The 20026-nt window shown below is 72.2% G+C and carries 23 protein-coding genes and 1 pseudogene; 13 read left to right on the forward strand and 11 right to left on the reverse strand.

The features are described from left to right. Positions 1-26: 26 nt before the first annotated feature. Positions 27-293: a ribonuclease E inhibitor RraB gene (locus ACQBJO_RS15360; RefSeq protein ID WP_421008893.1), complete on the reverse strand. Its 267-nt coding sequence runs from the start codon at positions 291-293 to the stop codon at positions 27-29. A 63-nt stretch (positions 294-356) separates the two neighbouring features. Between ACQBJO_RS15360 and ACQBJO_RS15365 the strand changes: the two genes are divergently transcribed. Beyond that, positions 357-818, forward strand: coding sequence for an SRPBCC family protein (locus ACQBJO_RS15365; protein ID WP_421008894.1), 462 nt, complete (start codon positions 357-359; stop codon positions 816-818). Between the two features lie 41 nt (positions 819-859). Continuing rightward, on the forward strand, positions 860-2062 hold the full coding sequence (locus ACQBJO_RS15370; RefSeq protein WP_421008895.1) for a cysteine desulfurase-like protein: 1203 nt from the start codon (positions 860-862) through the stop codon (positions 2060-2062). A 185-nt stretch (positions 2063-2247) separates the two neighbouring features. Here ACQBJO_RS15370 and ACQBJO_RS15375 read toward each other — a convergent pair whose 3' ends face one another. Beyond that, a complete protein-coding gene (locus ACQBJO_RS15375) occupies positions 2248-2826 on the reverse strand; it encodes a maleylpyruvate isomerase family mycothiol-dependent enzyme (protein WP_421008896.1) in 579 nt (192 codons plus the stop codon). A 32-nt stretch (positions 2827-2858) separates the two neighbouring features. Further along, positions 2859-3350, reverse strand: a complete 492-nt coding sequence (locus ACQBJO_RS15380) for a hypothetical protein (protein WP_255184559.1) — start codon at positions 3348-3350, stop codon at positions 2859-2861. Between the two features lie 200 nt (positions 3351-3550). Between ACQBJO_RS15380 and ACQBJO_RS15385 the strand changes: the two genes are divergently transcribed. After that, positions 3551-4390 carry an SGNH/GDSL hydrolase family protein gene (locus ACQBJO_RS15385; protein ID WP_421008897.1) on the forward strand — a complete coding sequence of 280 codons (840 nt, stop codon included), beginning with the start codon at positions 3551-3553 and terminating at the stop codon, positions 4388-4390. 111 nt (positions 4391-4501) lie between these two features. On the opposite strand, the gene ACQBJO_RS15390 is transcribed toward ACQBJO_RS15385, so the two are convergent. The 4 genes and pseudogenes from ACQBJO_RS15390 to dnaK form a co-directional block, all read right to left on the reverse strand. Next, entirely contained in the window at positions 4502-4939 is a 438-nt protein-coding gene (locus ACQBJO_RS15390) for a heat shock protein transcriptional repressor HspR (protein WP_421008953.1), read from the reverse strand. A gap of 62 nt (positions 4940-5001) precedes the next feature. Then, on the reverse strand, positions 5002-6024 hold the full coding sequence (locus ACQBJO_RS15395) for a DnaJ C-terminal domain-containing protein (protein WP_421008898.1): 1023 nt from the start codon (positions 6022-6024) through the stop codon (positions 5002-5004). A gap of 24 nt (positions 6025-6048) precedes the next feature. Beyond that, complete coding sequence (locus ACQBJO_RS15400) at positions 6049-6726, reverse strand: nucleotide exchange factor GrpE (protein ID WP_421008899.1); 678 nt, start codon at positions 6724-6726, stop codon at positions 6049-6051. Further along, positions 6723-8613 (reverse strand): annotated as a pseudogene (dnaK, locus tag ACQBJO_RS15405) (molecular chaperone DnaK). Before dnaK ends, ACQBJO_RS15400 begins: the two are co-directional and overlap by 4 nt. 305 nt (positions 8614-8918) lie before the next feature. Between dnaK and ACQBJO_RS15410 the strand changes: the two are divergent. Beyond that, positions 8919-9197 (forward strand): type II toxin-antitoxin system RelE family toxin, encoded by a 279-nt coding sequence (locus ACQBJO_RS15410; protein WP_421008900.1) that lies wholly within the window; start codon positions 8919-8921, stop codon positions 9195-9197. A 4-nt stretch (positions 9198-9201) separates the two neighbouring features. On the opposite strand, the gene ACQBJO_RS15415 is transcribed toward ACQBJO_RS15410, so the two are convergent. Then, positions 9202-9912 carry a spermidine synthase gene (locus tag ACQBJO_RS15415; RefSeq protein WP_430407118.1) on the reverse strand — a complete coding sequence of 237 codons (711 nt, stop codon included), beginning with the start codon at positions 9910-9912 and terminating at the stop codon, positions 9202-9204. A gap of 255 nt (positions 9913-10167) precedes the next feature. On the opposite strand from ACQBJO_RS15415, the gene ACQBJO_RS15420 reads away from it, so the two are divergent. Next, positions 10168-11379, forward strand: a complete 1212-nt coding sequence (locus ACQBJO_RS15420) for a TrkH family potassium uptake protein (RefSeq protein WP_430407185.1) — start codon at positions 10168-10170, stop codon at positions 11377-11379. Beyond that, entirely contained in the window at positions 11372-11779 is a 408-nt protein-coding gene (locus ACQBJO_RS15425; RefSeq protein ID WP_255184571.1) for a potassium channel family protein, read from the forward strand. Before ACQBJO_RS15420 ends, ACQBJO_RS15425 begins: the two co-directional genes overlap by 8 nt. Here ACQBJO_RS15425 and ACQBJO_RS15430 read toward each other — a convergent pair. Next, a complete protein-coding gene (locus tag ACQBJO_RS15430) occupies positions 11680-12777 on the reverse strand; it encodes a helix-turn-helix domain-containing protein (RefSeq protein ID WP_430407119.1) in 1098 nt (365 codons plus the stop codon). The two genes, ACQBJO_RS15425 and ACQBJO_RS15430, sit on opposite strands and share 100 nt — an antisense overlap. Positions 12778-12955: 178 nt before the next feature. Here ACQBJO_RS15430 and ACQBJO_RS15435 point away from each other — a divergent pair, with 178 nt between their 5' ends. The 7 genes from ACQBJO_RS15435 (at position 12956) to ACQBJO_RS15465 (ending at position 18816) form a co-directional block, all read left to right on the forward strand. After that, positions 12956-13417, forward strand: a complete 462-nt coding sequence (locus ACQBJO_RS15435) for a papain-like cysteine protease family protein (protein ID WP_421008904.1) — start codon at positions 12956-12958, stop codon at positions 13415-13417. Between the two features lie 21 nt (positions 13418-13438). Next, positions 13439-13594, forward strand: a complete 156-nt coding sequence (locus tag ACQBJO_RS15440) for a hypothetical protein (protein WP_421008905.1) — start codon at positions 13439-13441, stop codon at positions 13592-13594. Further along, complete coding sequence (locus ACQBJO_RS15445; protein ID WP_421008906.1) at positions 13561-14400, forward strand: hypothetical protein; 840 nt, start codon at positions 13561-13563, stop codon at positions 14398-14400. Before ACQBJO_RS15440 ends, ACQBJO_RS15445 begins: the two co-directional genes overlap by 34 nt. 225 nt (positions 14401-14625) lie before the next feature. After that, complete coding sequence (locus tag ACQBJO_RS15450; RefSeq protein ID WP_084449761.1) at positions 14626-14835, forward strand: heavy-metal-associated domain-containing protein; 210 nt, start codon at positions 14626-14628, stop codon at positions 14833-14835. A gap of 2 nt (positions 14836-14837) precedes the next feature. After that, the gene (locus ACQBJO_RS15455) at positions 14838-15839 is read left to right on the forward strand and encodes a heavy-metal-associated domain-containing protein (RefSeq protein WP_421008907.1); all 1002 of its coding nucleotides are present in this window, start codon (positions 14838-14840) and stop codon (positions 15837-15839) included. Continuing rightward, positions 15829-18078 (forward strand): heavy metal translocating P-type ATPase, encoded by a 2250-nt coding sequence (locus ACQBJO_RS15460; protein WP_421008908.1) that lies wholly within the window; start codon positions 15829-15831, stop codon positions 18076-18078. The genes ACQBJO_RS15455 and ACQBJO_RS15460 overlap by 11 nt, the downstream gene beginning before the upstream one ends. Before the next feature lie 147 nt (positions 18079-18225). Next, positions 18226-18816, forward strand: coding sequence for a mismatch-specific DNA-glycosylase (locus tag ACQBJO_RS15465; RefSeq protein ID WP_421008909.1), 591 nt, complete (start codon positions 18226-18228; stop codon positions 18814-18816). 131 nt (positions 18817-18947) lie between these two features. On the opposite strand, the gene ACQBJO_RS15470 is transcribed toward ACQBJO_RS15465, so the two are convergent. Together ACQBJO_RS15470 and ACQBJO_RS15475 are read right to left on the reverse strand one after the other, a co-directional pair. After that, complete coding sequence (locus ACQBJO_RS15470) at positions 18948-19544, reverse strand: ATP-binding protein (RefSeq protein WP_255184583.1); 597 nt, start codon at positions 19542-19544, stop codon at positions 18948-18950. Beyond that, a complete protein-coding gene (locus ACQBJO_RS15475) occupies positions 19544-20011 on the reverse strand; it encodes a PaaI family thioesterase (RefSeq protein ID WP_255184584.1) in 468 nt (155 codons plus the stop codon). Before ACQBJO_RS15475 ends, ACQBJO_RS15470 begins: the two co-directional genes overlap by 1 nt. Positions 20012-20026: the final 15 nt, after the last annotated feature.

The following is a 20026-nucleotide window of genomic DNA, read 5'->3' on the forward strand; positions in this document are numbered from 1 at the left end:
GCCAGCGCGAAGGGGAGCCGGCAGGATCAGGCGCGCGGCTCCGGGTCGTACCAGCCGTCGTGGTCCTCGGCGAGCTTCGCGAAGCGCTCACGCAGGCCCTTGGCGACGGCCCCGGACTCGTCGGCGACCATCTCCTCGGTGACGTGGACGGCCCACTCGTGGTCCTCGCTGTCGTCCTCACCGGCCAGGGCCTCGCGCACGACGCGGACCTCGGTGAAGCCCTCGTCGCGCAGGTCCTCGGCGATGCGGTCGGCGTCGTCACGGTCGGGGAAGACCATCAGGTGCTCGGACATGGCACCAGCCTGTCACGACCACGGGGGTGGACATCGGACGGCACGCGTGGTGTCGTCGAAGGCATGGCACAGGAGCAGAAGATCACTGTCCAGCGCACCATCGACGCGCCCGCCAAGGACGTCTTCGAGGTGCTCACCAACCCCGAGCGGCACGCCGAGCTCGACGGCTCCGGCTTCGTCCGGTCGGACGAGAAGACCGACCGGATCCAGGCCGTCGGCGACGTCTTCACGATGAACATGTCCGGCGACCACATGGGCGGCGAGTACCAGACGGACAACCACGTCACCGCCTACGACCCCCACAAGATGGTCGGCTGGAAGACCGCGCCCGCCGGCACCGAGCCGCCCGGGTGGGAGTGGCTGTGGGAGCTCGAGCCACAGGGTCCTGACAGCACCCTCGTCACCCACACCTACGACTGGAGCAAGGTCACCGACCAGGCCCTGCTCGAGAAGGTCGGCTTCCCACTCGTGCAGGAGTCTCAGCTCGAGGACTCGCTGGCCCGGCTCGCGGCCGCGGTGAGCTGACCCCCTTCCCCGTCGGCGACGTCGGTGGGCATGATCACGACATGTCCGTCGACGTCGCCGCACTCCGCGCCCGCTTCCCCTCCCTTCGCTCCGGCATCGCCCACTTCGACGGGCCGGGCGGCACCCAGGCCCCGGCCGAGGTCGGTGAGGCGATCGCCGCGACGCTCACCGGGCCGCTGTCCAACCGCGGCTCCTCGGTGGCGAGCGAGCGCAACGCCGAGGCAGCCATCGCCGGCTTCCGCTCCGCGATGGCCGACCTGCTCGGGGCCTCCCCCGACGGGATCGTCTACGGCCGCAGCGCTACCCAGCTCACCTACGACATCTCGCGGGCGCTGGCGAAGGGGTGGGGGCCGGGTGACGAGGTCGTCGTCACCGAGCTCGACCACGACTGCAACGTGCGGCCGTGGGTCCAGGCCGCCGAGGCCGTCGGGGCGAGCGTGCGGTGGCTGCGACTCGACCGCGCGACGGCCGAGCTGGACCTCACCGACCTCGACGAGGTCGTCACCGAGCGCACGCGACTCGTCGCGGTGACGGGTGCGTCGAACCTGCTCGGCACTCGTCCGCCGGTGGCCCGCATCGCCGAGCGGGCGCACGCGGTCGGGGCGCTCGTGCACGTCGACGGCGTGCACCTGACGGCGCACGCGCACATCGACGTCGCGGCGCTCGGCGCCGACCTCTACGTGTGCTCGCCGTACAAGTTCTTCGGCCCGCACTGCGCGGCGCTGGCGGCGGATCCGACTCTCCTGCACGGCCTTCGGCCCGACAAGCTGCTGCCCTCGACCGATGTGGTGCCAGAGCGATTCGAGCTCGGGACGCTGCCCTACGAGATCATGGCGGGCGCCACCGCTGCGGTCGACGTCATCGCATCACTGGCCCCGCAAGGGCCGTCACGCCGGGAGCGGCTCGCGGCCGCGCACGACCTCGTCCACGTGCACGAGACCCGGCTGCGCCGGCGGATCGAGGCGGCGCTCGCCGACTTCGGCGACCGGGTCGTGCTCCACTCGCGGGCCGCCGAGCGCACCCCGACGCTCTTCTTCACCCTGCCGGGTGGTGACGCCCGTGCCGTCGCCGCTCGGCTCGCCGCGGCGGACGTGCTCGCGCCGGCCGGCACCTTCTACGCGCACGAGCCCTTCCGCGCGCTCGGCCTCGACGTCGACTCCGGAATCCGGGTCGGCGTCGCGCCGTACACCGATGACTCCGACGTCGACCGGCTGCTCACCGGGCTGGGCGAGGCGCTCGCCTGACCCGGGTCGTCCCCCTTCGCCCGACCGCGACCCCGGCAGCGTTGGCACCACCCGGCGTCGTTTGTGTCACCTGGTTGCCCCTCTCCGAGGGACCAGGTGACATCAACGCCGACAGGCCGCCGGCTGCTCGCCGGTTGGAAGCGGCGCTGCGGCAAGGGCCTTCGAGACGGCCGCGGGCGGCCTCCTCAGCCAGCGTGGGCGCGCGGGTCGCGGCCGGTCAGGCCGATGACCCGGTCCTGACGCGAGGCGTCGGGGCCGACCTCGACGGCGGGGCCGCAGACGCCGGCGCCTCGGATGTGCTCGCCGAAGCCGGCGATCGCCTCCTCGACCTGGTCGAGCTCGCGGTCCGTCAGCTCGACGGGGACGCCCGCGGACGCGCCGATGTCCCAGCGGTGGACGAGCAGATCGAAGCCGTAGAAGCGGTCGAAGGCGGCGCCCACGGTCGTCGGGCCGAAGGGGGTCTCGTAGGGCCGCTCCGCGAGGGTGTCGTCGGCGAGCTGGCGGGCGACGCCCTCGGCGTGGGTGCGCCACGCGGTCGCGGGCCCGAGCGCGGCGACGGTCGGGGCCGGGTCGGGCAGGTCGGCGCCCGCCTTGAGCAGGAAGTCGCGCTGCGTGTCGATGAGGTGCTGCACGACGTCGAAGCCCGACCACCCCTCGCACGGGCTGGGGCCGGCGAGGGCCCGCGGGTCGGTGGCGTCGACGAGCCGCATGAGCGGGGTGTTCTTGCGGTCGAAGACCGAGGCGGCGTCCTGGGGAAGTGGCATGCGTTCACCCTCCCACCCCCGGGTGACAGCCGTCACCCCGCGGCGCCGTCGAGGGCGAGCCGGATGGCGACGACGGTGTCGAGAGCGGCGTTGACGCTCGCCCCGAGGTCCTCCGCGGGCCAGTGCTCGCCCTCGTGGCTGACGGCGGGCGCGTCGGCGTGACCGGCCCAGCCCCGACCGGCCCCTTCGTTGACCATCGGGGTCACCCACCAGGTGCCCTTCTTGATCCAGACGACCACGTGCGCCGCGCCGGCGGCGAGCAGGGCATTTTCGGTCTCGTAGCCCAGGGCGAGGGAGGCCGGCGTCGCCCCGGTGCCACCGAGCGGAGGGAGGTCCTCGAAGGTGATCGTGCCCCCGTGCTCCAGGCCGGCGAGGACGGCCTCGCCCACCTCGGCCGCGCTCCAGGCATCCTCGGGCAGGACCGTGGTCCATCCGTCCATGAAGAACCCTCGCTGCGGTACGAAGGAGACCGAGGCCACGACGAGCCCCGTCTGCGTGCGGAAGAGCCGGACTTCCTGCCTCACGGGTGCCACGCCCCTCGATGTCGACGACCTGGACAGCAGCACCCTGCCCGTGCGGCAAGCACGACGTCCATGGGGAGGGCTGCCCACGGCAGGCGACGTGAACCCCCTTCGTCCTCGTGGTGACGGCCGGTGGCGCGTCGGCGAACGCTCGGCCAACCCCCTTGCCCCCGAGCCCATCGACCGGGTGACATGACCACGACATGAGTGGGCTCTTCGTCGCGGTCGGCGACTCCTTCACCGAGGGCGTGGGCGACCCGCACGTCCACTACCCCAACCAGGTGCGGGGCTGGGCGGACCGGTTCGCCCGTCAGCTCGGCCGGGCCGACCCCGCGTGGCGCTATGCCAACCTCGCGATCCGCAGCAAGTTCCTCGACCAGGTCGTCGCCGACCAGCTCGACCTCGCGATCGCCATGCGGCCGACGCACATCTCCTTCGCTGCCGGGGGCAACGACCTGCTCTCGCTGCGTGCCGACGTCGACGGCATCGCGACCCGCTACGAGGCCGCGCTGCGGCGGCTCGTCGACACCGGCGCCGAGATCGTCGTCTTCACGACCTTCGTCCCGCAGGCCTCCGGCCTGCTCAAGCCGCTCGTGCGGCGGGTCGAGGCCTTCAACTCCGCGATCGGCGACCTCGCGGCGACGCACGACGCGACGCTCGTCGACCAGGCGAGGATGGGTGAGTACGACCAGCGGGCGCTGTGGGCCATGGACCGGATCCACATGTCGCGGCCGGGGCACAAGCGGATGGCCGCGGCCGTCGCGGAGCGGATCGGGGTGCGGCACACGCTCAAGCTGAGCAACTTCGTGCCCAACGAGCCCTCGGGCTGGCGCGCGGCGATCGAGGCGGAGGCGAGGTTCGTCCGCGGCGAGGTCGTTCCGCTCGTGCGCCGCCGTCTGCGTGGGGAGTACGAAGGGGACACCACGCGCCCCAAGTGGCCGGACCCGATCCACCCGGCCGACGGCCTCAAGCGGCTGGCCGCCGAGCAGGCCGCCGTCGAGCGGCGCCTGAAGGCGTGGGGCGAGGCGCTCGAGCAGGTCTGAAACCCGCGCCCAAACTCTGCACGACCCTAGGGTTTTGCAGAGTTAGGGGGCCGGAACTGCGCAAGACCCTAGGGTTTTGCGCAGTTGGGGCCGGACGTCGAGGGCGCGGGGTCAGGCGCGGCCGCGCGGCTGCCAGACGACGAGCGCCTGCCCGCCGGTCTGCTGTCGCGGGCGCTGCCCGTGACGCAGGGCGACGATGTCCCCCTGCGAGCCGACGGCGAAGAAGCGCCGCCCCTGCCCGAGCTGCTCGCGCGCCGCGTCGAGCTCGTCGTCGAGCTCGGCGACCCGGGCGCGCAGCGCCTCGACCTGGTGCTCGAGGTCGAAGATGCGCTGGATCGCGCCGAGCGAGACGCCCTCCTCCTGGGAGAGGCGCTGCACCTCGCGCAGCCGGGTGACGTCGGCGGCGCTGTAGCGCCGGCCGCCGCCCCGGGTGCGCGAGGGGGTGACGAGCCCGATCCGGTCGTACTGGCGCAGGGTCTGCGCGTGCATGCCGGCGAGCTCGGCGGCGACGGAGATGACGAAGACGGGCGTGCGGTCGTCACCACTCATGCCGGAGATCCGTGCCACCACGCCCACCTCCTGTCGTCATCGGTGCGTCACCAGTGTCGCGGTCAGGCGCTCGCGGCGGCGACCAGCGCGGCGCGTGGGTCGTCGGTGCGGGCATCGCGCAGGACCTCGACGGCCTCGCGCTCGGCCTCGCTGAGCTCGGTCGGCACGATGATCTGGACCTTGGCGAGCAGATCGCCGGTGGCCCCCTTCGTCGCGATGCCGCGTCCCTTGAGCCGCAGGACGCGGCCGCTCGGGGTCCCCGGCGCGATCCTGACCTTGACCTGCGACCCGTCGAGGGTCGGCACGGCGACCGTGGCACCGAGGGCGGCCTCGGCGAAGGTCACCGGCAGGTCGAGGGTCAGGTTGTCGCCGTCGCGGCCGTAGACCGGGTGCTTGCCCACCGACACGGTGAGGATGAGGTCACCGCGGGGCCCGCCCTGGTCGCCGTGACCTCCCTTGCCGCGCAGGCGGATCTTCTGGCCGTCCTTGACGCCGGCAGGGATCTTGGCGTTGACCTTCTCGCCGTTGACGGTCAGGGCGATGGTGCGCCCCTCGACCGCGTCGCGGAAGGACAGCTCGGTGCGGGCGGTGAGGTCCTGGCCCTTGACCGGGCCCCGCGGGGCGCGGAAGCCCGCACCCTGCCCGCCGAAGCCGGCGCCGCCGCCCCCGCCGAACATCGACAGGATGTCCTCGAGGTCGGGCTCGCCCGCCCCACCCCCGGCGAAGGGGGAGCCGCCGCCGGTGCTGTAGCGCATCCGCGAGCCGCCCCCTCCCCCGCCGAAGGCGGAGAAGATGTCCTCGAAGCCCGCGCCCCCGCCCGGGCCGCCGGCGGTGAATCGCGCACCGCCGCCGGCCATCGAGCGGATGGCGTCATACTCCTGCCGCTCCTTGGGGTCGGAGAGCACGGCGTGCGCCTCACCGACGTCCTTGAACTTCTGCTCGGCGGCGTCGTCCCCGGCATTGCGGTCGGGGTGGTACTGCTTGGCGAGCTTGCGGTAGGCCTTCTTGATCTCCGCGGTGTCAGCGTCCTTGGCGACGCCGAGGACCGCGTAGAAGTCCTTGTCCAACCAGTCCTGACTGGCCATGTCTCCTCCTCTCGGGTGGTGGGGTTACGACGGGTCGGCGACCGCGACGCGGGCGGCGCGCAGGACGCGCTCGCCGGCGCGGTAGCCGGGCTGGAGCACGGTGACGACCGTCGTGGCCGTCGCGTCGCTCGGCAGCTCCGGGTCGGACGCGTCCCAGGCGCCGTGCATGAGGGCCTCGTGCACGTTGGGGTCGAAGACCTCGCCCTTGACGCCCACGCGCTCCAGCCCCTGCTTGGTGAGGACCTGCTCGAGCTTGTCGGCGATCGCGCGGAAGGGGCTGCCCTCCGGCAGGTCACCGTGCTGCTCGGCGAGGTGGATCTCGTCGAGGACCGGCAGGAGCGACTCGAGCACGTCGTGGGCGGCGCGGGTCTTGTGCACCGGGAGGTCCCGGTCGACGCGCCGCTTGTAGTTGACGTACTCGGCCTGCAGGCGCAGGTAGTCGTCCTGGAGCTGGTCGGCGCGGGCCGTGTCGGGGTGGACCTCGGCGTCGCCGGCGGCCTCCCCTTCGCCCGGGGCCGGGGTGGCCTCGTCGGCGCCGGTGGCCCCGTCGGCCGGGGTGGCCGACTCGGGCGCAGCGGCGGCTGCGTCCTCGTCGACCACCTCGGCCTCGACGACCTGCTCCTCGGCCCCCTGGTCGGTGGCCGGCTGCGCCTGGGCGTCAGCGGTCACCTCGGGGTCGATCGGCTGGTTGGGGTCGGTCACTTCTTCTCCTCGTCGTCGTCGACGACCTCGGCGTCGACGATGTCGTCGTCACCCTCGGGGGCGGGCTGCTCGGCACCGGCGTCGCCACCGGGGGCCTCGCCCTCGCCCTGCTCCGCGGAGGCCGCGTAGAGGGCAGCGCCCATCTTCTGCGACTCCTCGTTGAGGGTGTCGACCTTCTTGGTCAGCTCCTCGGCGCTCACGCCGGACTCCGGCTTGAGGGCCTCCTTGAGGTCGGCGAGCGCGTCGTCGACGGGCTTGCGCTGCTCGTCGGTCAGCTTGTCACCGGACTCGGAGAGGAACTTGTCCGTGGAGTAGACGAGGTTCTCCGCGTTGTTGCGGGCCTCGGTCTCCTCGCGGCGGGCCTTGTCCTCGTCGGCGTGCGCCTCGGCCTCCTTGACCATGCGCTCGATCTCCTCCTTCGACAGCGCGGAGCCGCCGGAGATGGTGATCTTCTGCTCCTGGCCGGTGCCCCGGTCCTTGGCCGTCACGTGGACGATGCCGTTGGCGTCGATGTCGAAGGTGACCTCGACCTGCGGCACGCCACGCGGCGCCGGCGCGATGCCGGAGAGCTCGAAGGTGCCGAGGTTCTTGTTCTGCTGCGCGATCTCGCGCTCACCCTGGAAGACCTGGATCAGCACGGAGGGCTGGTTGTCCTCGGCGGTGGAGAAGACCTCGGAGCGCTTCGTCGGGATGGCGGTGTTGCGCTCGATGAGCTTGGTGAAGAGGCCACCCTTGGTCTCGATGCCGAGGGAGAGCGGCGTGACGTCGATGAGCAGGACGTCCTTGCGCTCGCCCTTGAGGACACCGGCCTGCAGGGCCGCGCCGAGCGCGACGACCTCGTCCGGGTTGACGCCTTTGTTGGGCTCCTTGCCGCCGGTGAGCTCCTTGACGAGCGAGCTGACGGCCGGCATGCGGGTGGAACCACCGACGAGGACCACGTGGTCGATGTCGGAGAGCTGGACGCCCGCGTCCTTGATGACGTTCTCGAAGGGGGTCTTGGTCCGGTCGAGCAGGTCCTTGGTCATCTGCTCGAAGTTCGCGCGGGAGAGCGACTCGTCGAGGTGGATGGGGCCGTTCTCGCCCATGGACAGGTACTGCAGGTTGATCGACGTGGTCGACGAGGAGGAGAGCTCCTTCTTCGCCTGCTCCGCCGCGTCGCGCAGACGCTGCATGGCGATCTTGTCGCCGGAGAGGTCGACGCCGGTGTTGTTCTTGACCTGGGTGAGCAGGTGCTTGACGATCCGCTCGTCCCAGTCGTCACCACCGAGCTGGTTGTCACCGGAGGTCGCGCGGACCTGGATGGTGGGAGAAGCCGTCCTCGGGGGTCCTTGCCGACCTCGAGCAGGGAGACGTCGAAGGTGCCGCCACCGAGGTCGAAGACGAGGATGAGCTTCGTCCTCCTTGCCCTTGTCGAGGCCGTAGGCCAGGGCGGCCGCGGTGGGCTCGTTGACGATGCGCAGGACGTTGAGGCCCGCGATCTCGCCGGCCTCCTTGGTGGCCTGGCGCTCGGCGTCGTCGAAGTAGGCGGGGACGGTGATGACCGCGTCGGTGACGTCCTCACCGAGGTAGGACTCGGCGTCGCGCTTGAGCTTCTGCAGCGTGCGGGCGCTGATCTCCTGGGCGGTGTACTTCTTGGCCGTCGATGTCCTCGGTGGTCCAGTCGGTGCCCATGTGGCGCTTGACGGAGCGGAGGGGTGCGGTCGGCGTTGGTGACCGCCTGACGCTTGGCGATGTCGCCGACCAGGACCTCGCCGCCCTTGGAGAAGGCGACGACGGACGGGGTGGTGCGACCGCCCTCGGCGTTCGCGATGATCGTGGCTCGCCACCCTCGAGGACGGCGACGGCAGAGTTGGTGGTTCCGAGGTCGATGCCAACGGCACGGGCCATGAGGCGCTCCTTTGTTCGGGTGGTCGAGGTGGTCACCCCGACGCGAGTTGAGTTGCTGTCGCTCAACTTAGGAGCCAGTCCGCGACCTGCGCAAATCCGTGGCCCAAAAGTTGAGTTCACTTGGCTCAACTACGAGCGAAGGGGGTTCATTCCCACCCCGCCCGCATCGCCCTTCGTGCCTGAGAGGGCCCGTCTGGCCGGGAAGTCCTGATCTGGCCGGGACAACCGGACGTGGCCGCGCAATTGCGCGGCCACGTCCGCGCTTCCCGGTCATCCGCAGCCTTCCCGGCCAGGCCCCTGCGTCCATGAGCGATGCGACCTACGAGCTGGTCGTCGCACCACCTGCGGTACGTGCCATCCGCGACGACCTGCCCGAGAGCGTCGCGGCCGCCGTCATCGAGTTCATCACCGGCGCCCTGATCGCCCACCCCCGGCGGGTCGGGAAGCCGCTGCGCGCGGACCTGGCCGGCATCCACTCCGCACGACGTGGCACCTACCGGGCCCTGTACCGGATCAACGACTCGGCGCAGGAGGTCCTCGTCCTACGGATCGACCACCGCCGGGACGTCTACCGACCCGGCTGACGACTCAGACCGCGACGTAGACGGTGTTGCTCGACTGCCCGCCGGTGAGGAAGTTGTCGAAGGCGACGACGTGCGCCTCGACCTCGTCGAAGACCTGCTCGAGCAGCGCGCAGAAGTCGGCGTCCGGCGGGTCGTCGGACCACATGGCGAAGACGCCGCCCGGACGCAGGTGCGCCCGCAGCCGCCGCAAACCCTCGACGGAGTAGAAGGGGGCGTGGTCGGGGTGGAGCAGGTGGTGCGGCGTGTGGTCGATGTCGAGGAGCACGGCGTCGTGCAGCCGGCCGGGCTCGTTCGGGTCGAAGCCCTCCTCGGACGCCGCGAGCTCGAAGAAGTTGCCGAGGAGCAGGCGCGTGCGCTCGTCGCGCACGACGACGGGCGCGTCCGGCAGCAGCTCGCGCTCGTGCCAGTCGATGACCTCGGGCATGGCGTCGACGACGAGCACCGAGCGCACTCGCGGGTCCTCCAACGCCGCCTTGGCGGTGCACCCCAGGCCCAGGCCGCCGACGACGACGTCGAGCTGGTCCTCCCCTTCGCCCTGGCCAGACCGAAGGCGGGCCAGCTCGATCTCGGCGACCGTGAAGAGGCTCGACATGAGGAACTCGTCGCCGAGCTTGACCTCGTAGACGTCGACCTTGAGCGTCGGCTCGATCCGCCGGCGCAGGCTGATCTCACCCCTGGGGGTCTCGCTCCAGGCGAGCTCTTCGAAGCGGCGCATCCGCCCAGTCTGCCCTGACGCCCTTCGAGACGGTCGCTGCGCGACGTCCTCATGGACCGGGAGAGCGACGTCTGCGCCGAGGAGGAGTAGCGTCCTGCGGCGTGGGTCAGGACGCGCCGAGCGCACATCTGCTGAACCGTCTCGTGGCGAACCCGGCCCGCACGGTCATGCTGGGCTTCGCGGCGACGATCGCGCTAGGCACGCTCGTGCTCATGACCCCTTCGCGGCCGAGAGCCGGGAGGGTCGACCGACGCGCTGACCGCACTCTTCACCGCCACCTCGGCCACCTGCGTCACCGGGCTCGTCACGGTCGACACCGGCGGCCACTGGTCGACCTTCGGCGAGCTCGTCATCCTCGCGCTCATCCAGATCGGCGGACTCGGCGTCATGTCCGTGGCGACCCTGCTCGTCATGCTCATCGGACGCCGACTCAGCGCTCCCGCAGGGGTGCTCACCGGCGCGGAGGCCCGCTCGCTCACCCAGCGCACGCCCGGGCAGGTGCTCGTCGGCGTGCTGCGCTTCACCCTCGCCGTCGAGGTCGTGTCCGCCGTGGTCCTCGCCGTCCGGCTGCGGATCGCCTACCACGACGGATGGGGCGAGGCGATCTACTCGGGCGTCTTCCACTCCGTCTCGGCCTTCAACAACGCCGGCTTCGGACTGCTGCCGGACAGCGCGGTCCAGTGGGCGCAGGACCCGTGGATGTGCCTGCCGCTGATGATCTCGGTGATGGTCGGCGGTCTCGGCTTCCCCGTTTGGTGGGAGCTCTTCAAGCACTGGCGCGAGCCCTATCGCCGGTGGACGATCCACGCGACGATCACCATCGGGGGCTCGGTCGTGCTGTGGGTCGTCGGCACCCTGCTCTTCGCCGTCGTCGAGTGGGACAACGAGCGCACCCTCGGCCCGATGGGCACGGGCGGCAAGATCCTCGCCGCCGCCTTCCAGTCCGTCGTCGCCCGCACCGCTGGCTTCAACAGCGTCGACATCGGGGCCGTGCGCCAGGAGAGCCTGCTCCTGCTCGACGGTCTGATGTTCGTCGGCGGCGGCAGCGCCGGCACCGCCGGCGGCATCAAGGTCGCGACCTTCGCCATCCTCGGCTTCGTCATCTGGGCCGAGCTGCGCGGCGAGCCCACCGTGCGCGTGCTCACCCGCCGCCTCTCCCCCGCCAACCTGCGTCAGGCGCTCACCGTCGCCCTGCTCGGCACCGGCCTCGTCGCCGCCTCGACCGGCGCGCTGCTCGTCCTCACCCCCTTCCGCCTCGACGTCGTGCTCTTCGAGGCGATCTCGGCCTTCGGCACCGTCGGGATGTCCACCGGCATCACCGCTGACATCCCGCCGGCCGGGCAGCTGATCCTCGTGGCGATGATGTTCCTCGGCCGGCTCGGGCCGATCACCCTCGGCGCCGCCCTGGCGCTGCGCAACCGACCTCGGCGCTTCGAGGTCCCGGAGGAGAGGATCCTCGTTGGCTAGGTACGACGTCGCCGTCATCGGGCTCGGCCGGTTCGGCTCCGCCCTCGCCCTGCGTCTCGTCGAGGAGGGGCGCGAGGTCCTCGGCGTCGACGTCGACGAGGCCGCGGTCGACGCCCTCGCCGACCGGATCGACCACCTCGCGATCGCCGAGGCCCGCGACGAGGAGACCCTGCGGCAGCTCGACATCCGCCCCGACACCCTCGTCGTCCTCGGCATGACCCACGTCGCCGCCTCGCTCATGACCGCCACCGCGCTCAACGAGCTCGGCGTCCGCGAGATCTGGGCCAAGGCCGGCTCGCGTCAGCACGTCGAGGCCCTCACCCGCCTCGGGGTCAGCCGGATCATCCAGCCCGAGCACGAGGCCGGCCTGGCCATGGCGAGCGAGATCCTCCACCGCTGACACCCCTCCCCCCTTCGCATCTCCTTGAGGAGATACGAAGGGGGTCTGCATTGCCGTTGGGCAATGCGCACCACGGCGTGCATTGCCGTTGGGCAATGCGAAGGGGATGGGGCGGGGCTAGCCGGCGAACTCCCACCGGATCCCGTGGACGCCGACCGCGGCGCGTCGTGCTGGGCGAGGTGCACCCGGTCGCCGTGCTCGAGGGCCAGCTCGTGCGAGCGCAGGTCGGGGCCGTCGGCGTGGGCCCGGTGGAAGGCGTCGACCCGCGTCGGCAGCTGGGCCCGGTCGAAGGAGACCTCGGTGACCAAGAGCGCGGTCTCCTGGGCCGACCAGCGGTAGTAGCCCTCGGAGACAAGGGAGTTGGCGTCGTCGATCTGCACGTCGTAGACGACGGTGTCCCCCGGCGCGAGCCACCGGTCGAAGTGGATCTCGACGGCGACCACCTCCGCCTCGCGGTCGCACAGCACCCGCCCCAGCCGGCACCCATCGAGCGCGCTCACCGTCACCAGGTCGACGTCGCCACAGGTCTCGACGCCGTGCGCGACGACGTGGCGGTCGGTCCCGGAGACCGCGCGCATCGTCATCGTCGTGCGCCGCTGGACCATCGCCCCCTTCGCGTCGATCTGCAGGCGGTCGTGGGCACCGAGCGGGACGAGGGCCCGGCGGCGCGACGGGTCGAGCTGCTCGACGAGCCGGCCGAAGGCCTCGTCGTAGGAGACGACCGGGGCGCACGACGCGCGGCCCGCCGACGCGTCCTCGTCGAGCAGGGCCCGCAGCGTGCCCGCAGGCACCCGCAGCACCCGCTCGAGCTCGTCGACGACGGCGAAGGACCGGGGGGAGGCGGGCACCCTTCGCCCGTGCTGCCACTGGCTCAGCGTGCTCAGCGCGACCGGGTGCCCGGCGGCGCCGAGGTGCGCCTGCACCCGCCCGAGCGACAGGCCGCGGTTGGCCACCGCGACACGCAGGGCCTCACCGAATGCGACTCGACCACTCTCCACGTCGTCTCCTCTGACCGTGAATCTTCACGCCCAGGGGGCGTGCCTCCCGCGGGGCCTCGGGAACCTTGCCCGTGAAGGGATTTCACACCGTCACGGGCGGTGACGCTCGCCCTGCCGAGGGGCCCCGCCGTCCCTAGTGTTGCGGCACTCGCCACGCATTTCTCCCCGAGGAGGACCCGTGCACCGCCCCCGCCACACCCTCGCGGCACCGCTCGCCACGCTGAGCGCCGCCGCCGTCGCCCTCTCCATGACCGCCGCGGCCACCCCGGCCGCAGCCCTGACCGCCACGCCATCGGCCGCCGCACGCTCGTCCGCCGGCCCCATCCACTACGACGACGGCGCGGTCGCCCTGCCGATCAGCCCTCAGGCCCAGGAGCAGTCCAACTGGTGCTGGGCCGCGACCGGCGGCACGATCGCCGCCTACGCCGGGCGCTCGGTCAACCAGAACACCTTCTGCAACCTCGCCTTCGGCCGCTCGACCGGCACCCAGTGCCCCAACTCGCAGGCCACCCTGGCCAACGACCAGCAGGCCTTCTCCGCCCTCGGGATCCGCCCCGGCAGCTACATCAACGGGCGCCTGAGCTACTCCGGCATCTCGTCGGAGATCCAGGGCAACCGCCCCGTCCTCACGCGCATCTAGTGGAGCTCCGGCGGCGGCCACATGATGGTCATCAGCGGTTATCGCCCGAGCGACTCGACGATCGAGTGGTACGACCCGTGGCCGAGCAGCCAGCGGCTCAACGTCGGCGCGTACTCCTACTACCTCGACAACTGGAACTTCTCGTGGACGCACTCGCTCTCGCGGATCGGAGCCTGACGATGACCCCCTTCGTCCGCCTGATGACCGCCGGCGCCGCTGCAGGCGTCCTCCTCACCCTCGGGGTCCCGGCCGCGCACGCCGACGGCTCCGAGCCCACCCCCCTGCGCGCCGCGGACCGAGCGGCCGCGACCCGGGCGGCCGGCAGCGACTCGGGCCTGGACCTGGCCCGACGCGTCGCCACGCTCGAGCGGGGGCAGACCGCGCCACACACCGGCGCCGGTCGCGTGCCGGCGGCGGGCGGGGCCACCCCCCGCGTCGTCGCCGGCACCACCACCGAGGTGCACGTGCTCGCCCGCGACTTCGTCGCCGAGGGCACCGGCCCGGTCGGCGACCTCGGCTACGTCGCGACGACGGCCCGGGTCGACGAGCAGCTCGTCTCGGTGTGGACCACCCGGACGAAGGGAGGTGCCTGGCGAGCCGTCAACGCCGCGACCGGCGACGTCGAGGCGAGCATGGCCCGCCGGGCCGGGTCCGCCGCGCTGCTCAGCGAGCCGCAGGTCGGTGCCTGGTACGCGGTGACCAACGACCGGGTCCGCCCGCTCAACGGCGAAGCACGCAAGGTCGTCGGCGGCGGGATGAGCCTCGAGGACTACCAGCAGGTCGTCCACGAGCGCTATGCCGACAAGCTGCCGGGCAGCGACTACGACGAGTCAGGCGCCGCAGGGGGATTCGAGCCCGCGTCGGCCCCGGTGACCACTCCCGGGGACGACGCGCCCCCACGGTCCGGGGTGCTCGCCGGCATCGGCGGGATCGGGCTGCTCGCAGCCGGCCTGCTCGTCCGTCGTCGGCGGTCGCACACCTGAGCCCAGACCCTCCCTCTTCGCATCTGCTGAAGGAAATGCGACGGGGGTGCGCACGACCTTAAGCAGATGCGAAGGGGGGTGCGCATCTCCTCAAGGTCGTGCGCCCCGGAGGGTCGCGTGGCCCGATGACCACCTCACGCGCCCGCGCTGGAGGAATACCTATGGGGGGTATATGGTTGGACCGTCAGATACCCCCTAGAGGTACACCGAAGAGAGGAACCCACGATGAGCGCGACCACCACCGAGTACCAGGTGACCGGCATGACCTGCGGCCACTGCGAGATGTCCGTCCGCGAAGAGGTCAGCGAGATCCCCGGCGCCGAGGTCGTCGAGGTGAGCTCCGCGACCGGCAAGCTCGTCGTCTCCGGTGACGTCGACGACGCGGCCGTCATCGCCGCCGTCACCGAGGCCGGCTACACGGCCGCCAAGGCCTGACGATGAACGCCCCGACCCGTCTCGGTCTCTTCGGTCTCGTCCTCGCGGTCGTCTTCGCGCTCGCCGCGGTCACGGCCCGCGCGGTCGTGCCCGAGGAGACCGCGCCGGGCTGGGCGCAGGAGAGCACCACCCACGGCGGCGAGCACGCCTCCCCTTCGGACGACGGCACCGGTGACGCCGACGACGAGCACTCCGCCCACGACGGCGCCGCCGCGCCCGCGGGCCTGTCGCTGGAGCAGGACGGCTACCGCCTCACCGACGTCTCCGCCCCGACCGAGGTCGACGAGCGCGGCCGCCTCGAGCTGACGGTCACCGACGCCGACGGCGACCCGGTCACCGACTACTCCGTCGAGCACGAGGAGGAGCTGCACCTGATCGTCGTGCGCAGCGACGGCCAGCACTTCCGCCACGTCCATCCGCAGCGCGCCGCCGACGGCACGTGGTCGCTGCCGTGGACCTGGCAGGCGGCGGGCACCTACCGCCTCTACGCCGACACCACCCCGTCCGACGCCGACGAAGGGGTGACCCTCACCTCCACGGTCGACGTCGCCGGCGACGTCACCCCCACCGCGTCGCAGCCGACCCGCTCCGCGAGCGTCGACGGCCTCGACGTCAGCGTCGAGGGCGACCTCGTGCCCGGCGAGGAGTCGCGGCTGACCCTGCGGGTCGAGCGCGACGGCGAGCCCGTGACGACGATCGAGCCCTACCTCGGCGCCGCCGGCCACCTCGTCGCCCTGCGCGAGGGCGACCTGGCCTACCTCCACGTCCACCCCGAGGGCGAGGCACCCACGGCCGCCGAGCGCGGCGGTCCCGAGATCGACTTCGTCACCACGGCCCCGACGCCCGGGCGCTACCTGCTCTACCTCGACGTCAAGGTCGACGGCCGGGTCCACACCGCACCCCTCGTCCTCGACACGGCGGGCAGCAGCCCCGAGGGCAGCACCGCCACCCCCAGCACCGCGACGCCCAGCACCTCGCACGGAGGCACCGACCATGACCACTGAGACCGACCCGGTCACCACCTCGACCGTCGAGCTGCAGATCGGCGGCATGACCTGCGCGTCGTGCGCCAACCGCATCGAGCGCAAGCTCAACAAGCTCGACGACGTCACCGCGAGCGTCAACTACGCGACGGAGAAGGCGACCGTCACCGCCCCCTTCGGCACCGACCCGCAGGACCTCATCACGGTCGTCGAGCAGACCGGCTACACCGCGACGCTCCCGGCGGCGGAGCCCCCTTCGTCCGAGGAGGAGGCGCCGCAGGACCGTGAGCTGACCGCCCTGCGCCAGCGACTCATCGGCTCGGCCGTGCTCGCCGTCCCGGTCATCCTGCTGGCGATGGTCCCGGCCCTGCAGTTCGACTACTGGGGCTTCGCCTCGCTCGTGCTGGCGACGCCGGTCGTCTTCTGGGCCGGCTGGCCCTTCCACCGAGCGACGTGGACCAACCTGCGCCACGGCGCCGCGACGATGGACACGCTCATCTCCGTCGGCACGCTGTCGGCCTGGCTGTGGTCGGTCGTCGCCCTCTTCTTCGGCACCGCCGGCGACCGCGGGATGACGCACGCCTTCGAGCTGACGATCTCGCGCACCGACGGCCTCGGCAGCATCTACCTCGAGGTCGCGGCGGGTGTCATCACCTTCATCCTCATGGGGCGCTACTTCGAGAAGCGGTCCAAGCGGCGCGCCGGCGACGCCCTGCGCGCCCTGCTCGAGCTGGGCGCCAAGGAGGTCGCCGTCCTGCGCGGTGGCGCCGAGGTGCGCATCCCGGTCGAAGAGCTCTCGGTCGGCGACGAGTTCGTCGTGCGCCCGGGTGAGAAGGTCGCGACCGACGGCGTCATCACCTCGGGCACGAGCGCGATCGACGCCTCGATGCTCACCGGCGAGTCCGTCCCGGTCGAGGTCGGCGAGGGCGATGCCGTGACCGGCGCGACAGTCAACGAGGGCGGCCGGCTCGTCGTGCGCGCCACCCGGGTCGGCTCCGACACGCAGCTGGCGCAGATGGCCCGGCTCGTCGAGGACGCGCAGTCCGGTAAGGCCGAGGTACAGCGCCTCGCCGACACGGTCTCGGGGGTCTTCGTCCCCGTCGCCATCGCGATCGCCGTCGCCACTCTCGGCGCCTGGCTCGGCGCGGGCTTCCCCGTGAGCGCCGCCTTCACCGCAGCCGTCGCGGTCCTGATCATCGCCTGCCCGTGCGCGCTCGGCCTGGCGACGCCCACCGCCCTGCTCGTCGGCACCGGTCGCGGCGCGCAGATGGGCGTGCTCATCAAGGGCCCCGAGGTCCTGGAGTCCACGCGCACGGTCGACACAATCGTCCTCGACAAGACCGGCACGGTCACCTCCGGCGCCATGACCCTCGTCGACTCCGTCCCGGCGAAGGGGGTCGACCGCACCGATCTCCTCCGGTTGGCCGGTGCCCTCGAGCACGCCTCGGAGCACCCCATCGCCCAGGCCATCGCGAAGGGAGCCGCCGCCGAGGTCGGCGGCCTGCCGGCCGTCGAGGGCTTCGACAACGTGCAGGGCCAGGGCGTCACCGGCGTCGTCGACGGACACGCGGTCGTCGCCGGCCGTGAGTCGCTGCTCGCGGACTGGTCGATGGCGCTCGACGATGAGCTGGCCGCGGCCAAGGCGGCCGCCGAGGCCGAGGGCCGCACGGCGATCGCCGTCGGCTGGGACGGGCAGGCGCGTGGCGTGCTCGTCGTCTCCGACACGGTCAAGCCGACGAGCGCCGAGGCCATCGCCGGGCTGAAGAAGCTCGGCCTCACCCCCGTCCTGCTCACCGGGGACAACCGCGCGGTCGCCGAGCAGGTCGCCGCCGAGGTCGGCATCGACGAGGTCATCGCCGAGGTCATGCCCGCCGACAAGGTCGACGTCGTCACGCGGCTGCAGGGCGAGGGCAAGGTCGTCGCCATGGTCGGCGACGGGGTCAACGACGCACCCGCGCTCGCGCAGGCCGACCTCGGCCTGGCGATGGGCACGGGCACCGACGTGGCGATCGAGGCCGCCGACATCACCCTCGTGCGAGGGGACCTGCGGGCTGCGGTCGACGCGATCCGCCTCTCACGCAAGACCCTCGGCACGATCAAGGCCAACCTCTTCTGGGCCTTCGCCTACAACACCGCGGCGATCCCGCTCGCTGCGCTCGGCCTGCTCAACCCGATGCTCGCGGGTGCCGCGATGGCCCTGTCCAGCGTCTTCGTCGTGAGCAACAGCCTGCGGCTGCGGGCCTTCCGCGCGAGCGCCTGAGCCCCCCCTTCGCCGGGTCGATGTATGTGGGTGCGCTGGGACTCACCCGCATACATCGACCCGCGCCCCCTGCCCTGGGTTGATGTATTCGCGAGCGCTGGGACTCACCCGCACACATCGACCCGGGCCCGATCTAGGGTGACGGGCATGCCGAGTGCCCGCCGCAGCTTCACCCGTGCCGAGCTGGAGTCCTTCCGCGACGCCGAGGTCCCCGACCTCCTGCCGGGCCGCGGCCAGGAGCTGCGGCTGCTCTTCGTCGGGATCAACCCCGGGCTGTGGACCGCGGCGACGCAGACCCACTTCGCGCACCCGGGCAACCGCTTCTACCCGGCCCTGCTGCGAGCAGGCATCCTCACCCGCGCCGTCGACCCCGCCGCCGGCATGACCGACGAGGACCGCGAGCACCTGCGCGAGCGCGGCATCGGCATCACCAACCTCGTGCGCCGGGCCACCGCCCGCGCCGACGAGCTCACGGCCGAAGAACTGCGCGAGGGCGGCGAGCGCCTGCTGGCCACCATCGCCAGCACCCGCCCGGCAGTCGTCGCCGTCGCCGGGATCACCGCCTATCGCCAGGCCTTCGGGGTGCGCAAGGCGCAGACGGGCGAGCAGCCCGAGCCCGTCGAGGGCGCCCGGCTGTGGGTCGTGCCCAACCCGAGCGGGCTCAACGCCCACGAGACGGTCGACTCGCTGGCGGTCGCCTACGCCGAGCCCGCCCGCGCCGCCGGCCTCCTCGACTGAGCAGCCCGCCACCTCGACTGAGCAGCCAGCAGCGCGTCGTCCTGCAGTTCGCCCCGCCCCGACAGCGCCGCCCCCAGAATTCCGGGCCACACCCCGCGCAGCCGGCGAACTGCAGGACGACATGCCGCTCGTCAGTCCGTCACCGTCACGTCGACGTGCGCGAAGCCGCCCGCCAGCTCGCGCAGCCGGTCTGCGTCGAGTCGACCACCGGGCGGGAGCACGAAGGCCACGGTCGTCCCCGGGCGCTGACGGTCCTCGACCTCCCGCAGGTCCGAGTCCGGCACGCCGTGGCGGTAGGCCTGGGTCCACGCCCCCTCCGACCGGCGGTTGGTGTGCCGCAGGAGGGGCGAGCTGGCGGAGACGATGCTCATCCCCCGTCGCGGCAGCCCGTCCGGCAGGCGCGGAGCGTCCGGGGCGTCGAAGAACCGGACATCGCGGGTCGCCATGACCGGCTTGCGCACGACCTGCCCCGTCTCGTCACGCCGGGTGTCGGTGCCCCGACCGTCGTCGTCGACCTCGACCAGGTCGCCCTGCACGACGACCCTCACCACACCTCTGCGACGCATGGCCTGCCCCTCGTCGTCGGCATAGGCGATGACCTCGAGCGCGAGGTGCAGGGCGAGCGCGTCACCAAGGGACGCCGCCACCCGCCGCGCCTCGACCAGGTGCTCGGCGTCCACCTCGCGCGACCAGTCGTGCGTCGTCACGCGCCAGGTGTCACGCGACATCAGCCCTGGGCCATCCCGGCGGGCATGAGCACGGCGACGACCTTCCCCTTCGCCACGAGGGTCTCCCCGGCGCGCACGGTCTCGGCGACGACGACCTTGCGCTCGGTGACCTCCTCGATGACACCCCGCAGCTCGAGCTCGACGCCCATCGGCGTCGGCGCGAGGTAGTCGACGTGCAGCGAGGCGGTGACGTAGCGCAGCGCCGGCTCGGTGCCCATCTCGCGACCCTGCGCGCGGTGCCCTGCGGCGGCGGCGCTGCCCGTGCCGTGGCAGTCGACGAGCGAGGCGATGAGCCCGCCGTAGACGTAGCCGGGCATCGCCGTGTGCTCGGGCCGCGGGGTGAAGCGCGCGACGGTCTCCTCGCCGTCCCAGTGCGACTTCAGCTGGTGGCCGGCGGGGTTCTGCGTGCCGCACCCGTAGCAGTGCGCGACGTCGTCGGGGTAGGTGTCCTGGAAGGCGGTGCTCATGTCCGCACGCTAGCC

Origin of the sequence: Janibacter zhangyanbonis (genome assembly GCF_050507325.1) — a bacterium.
GTDB lineage: Bacteria > Actinomycetota > Actinomycetes > Actinomycetales > Dermatophilaceae > Janibacter.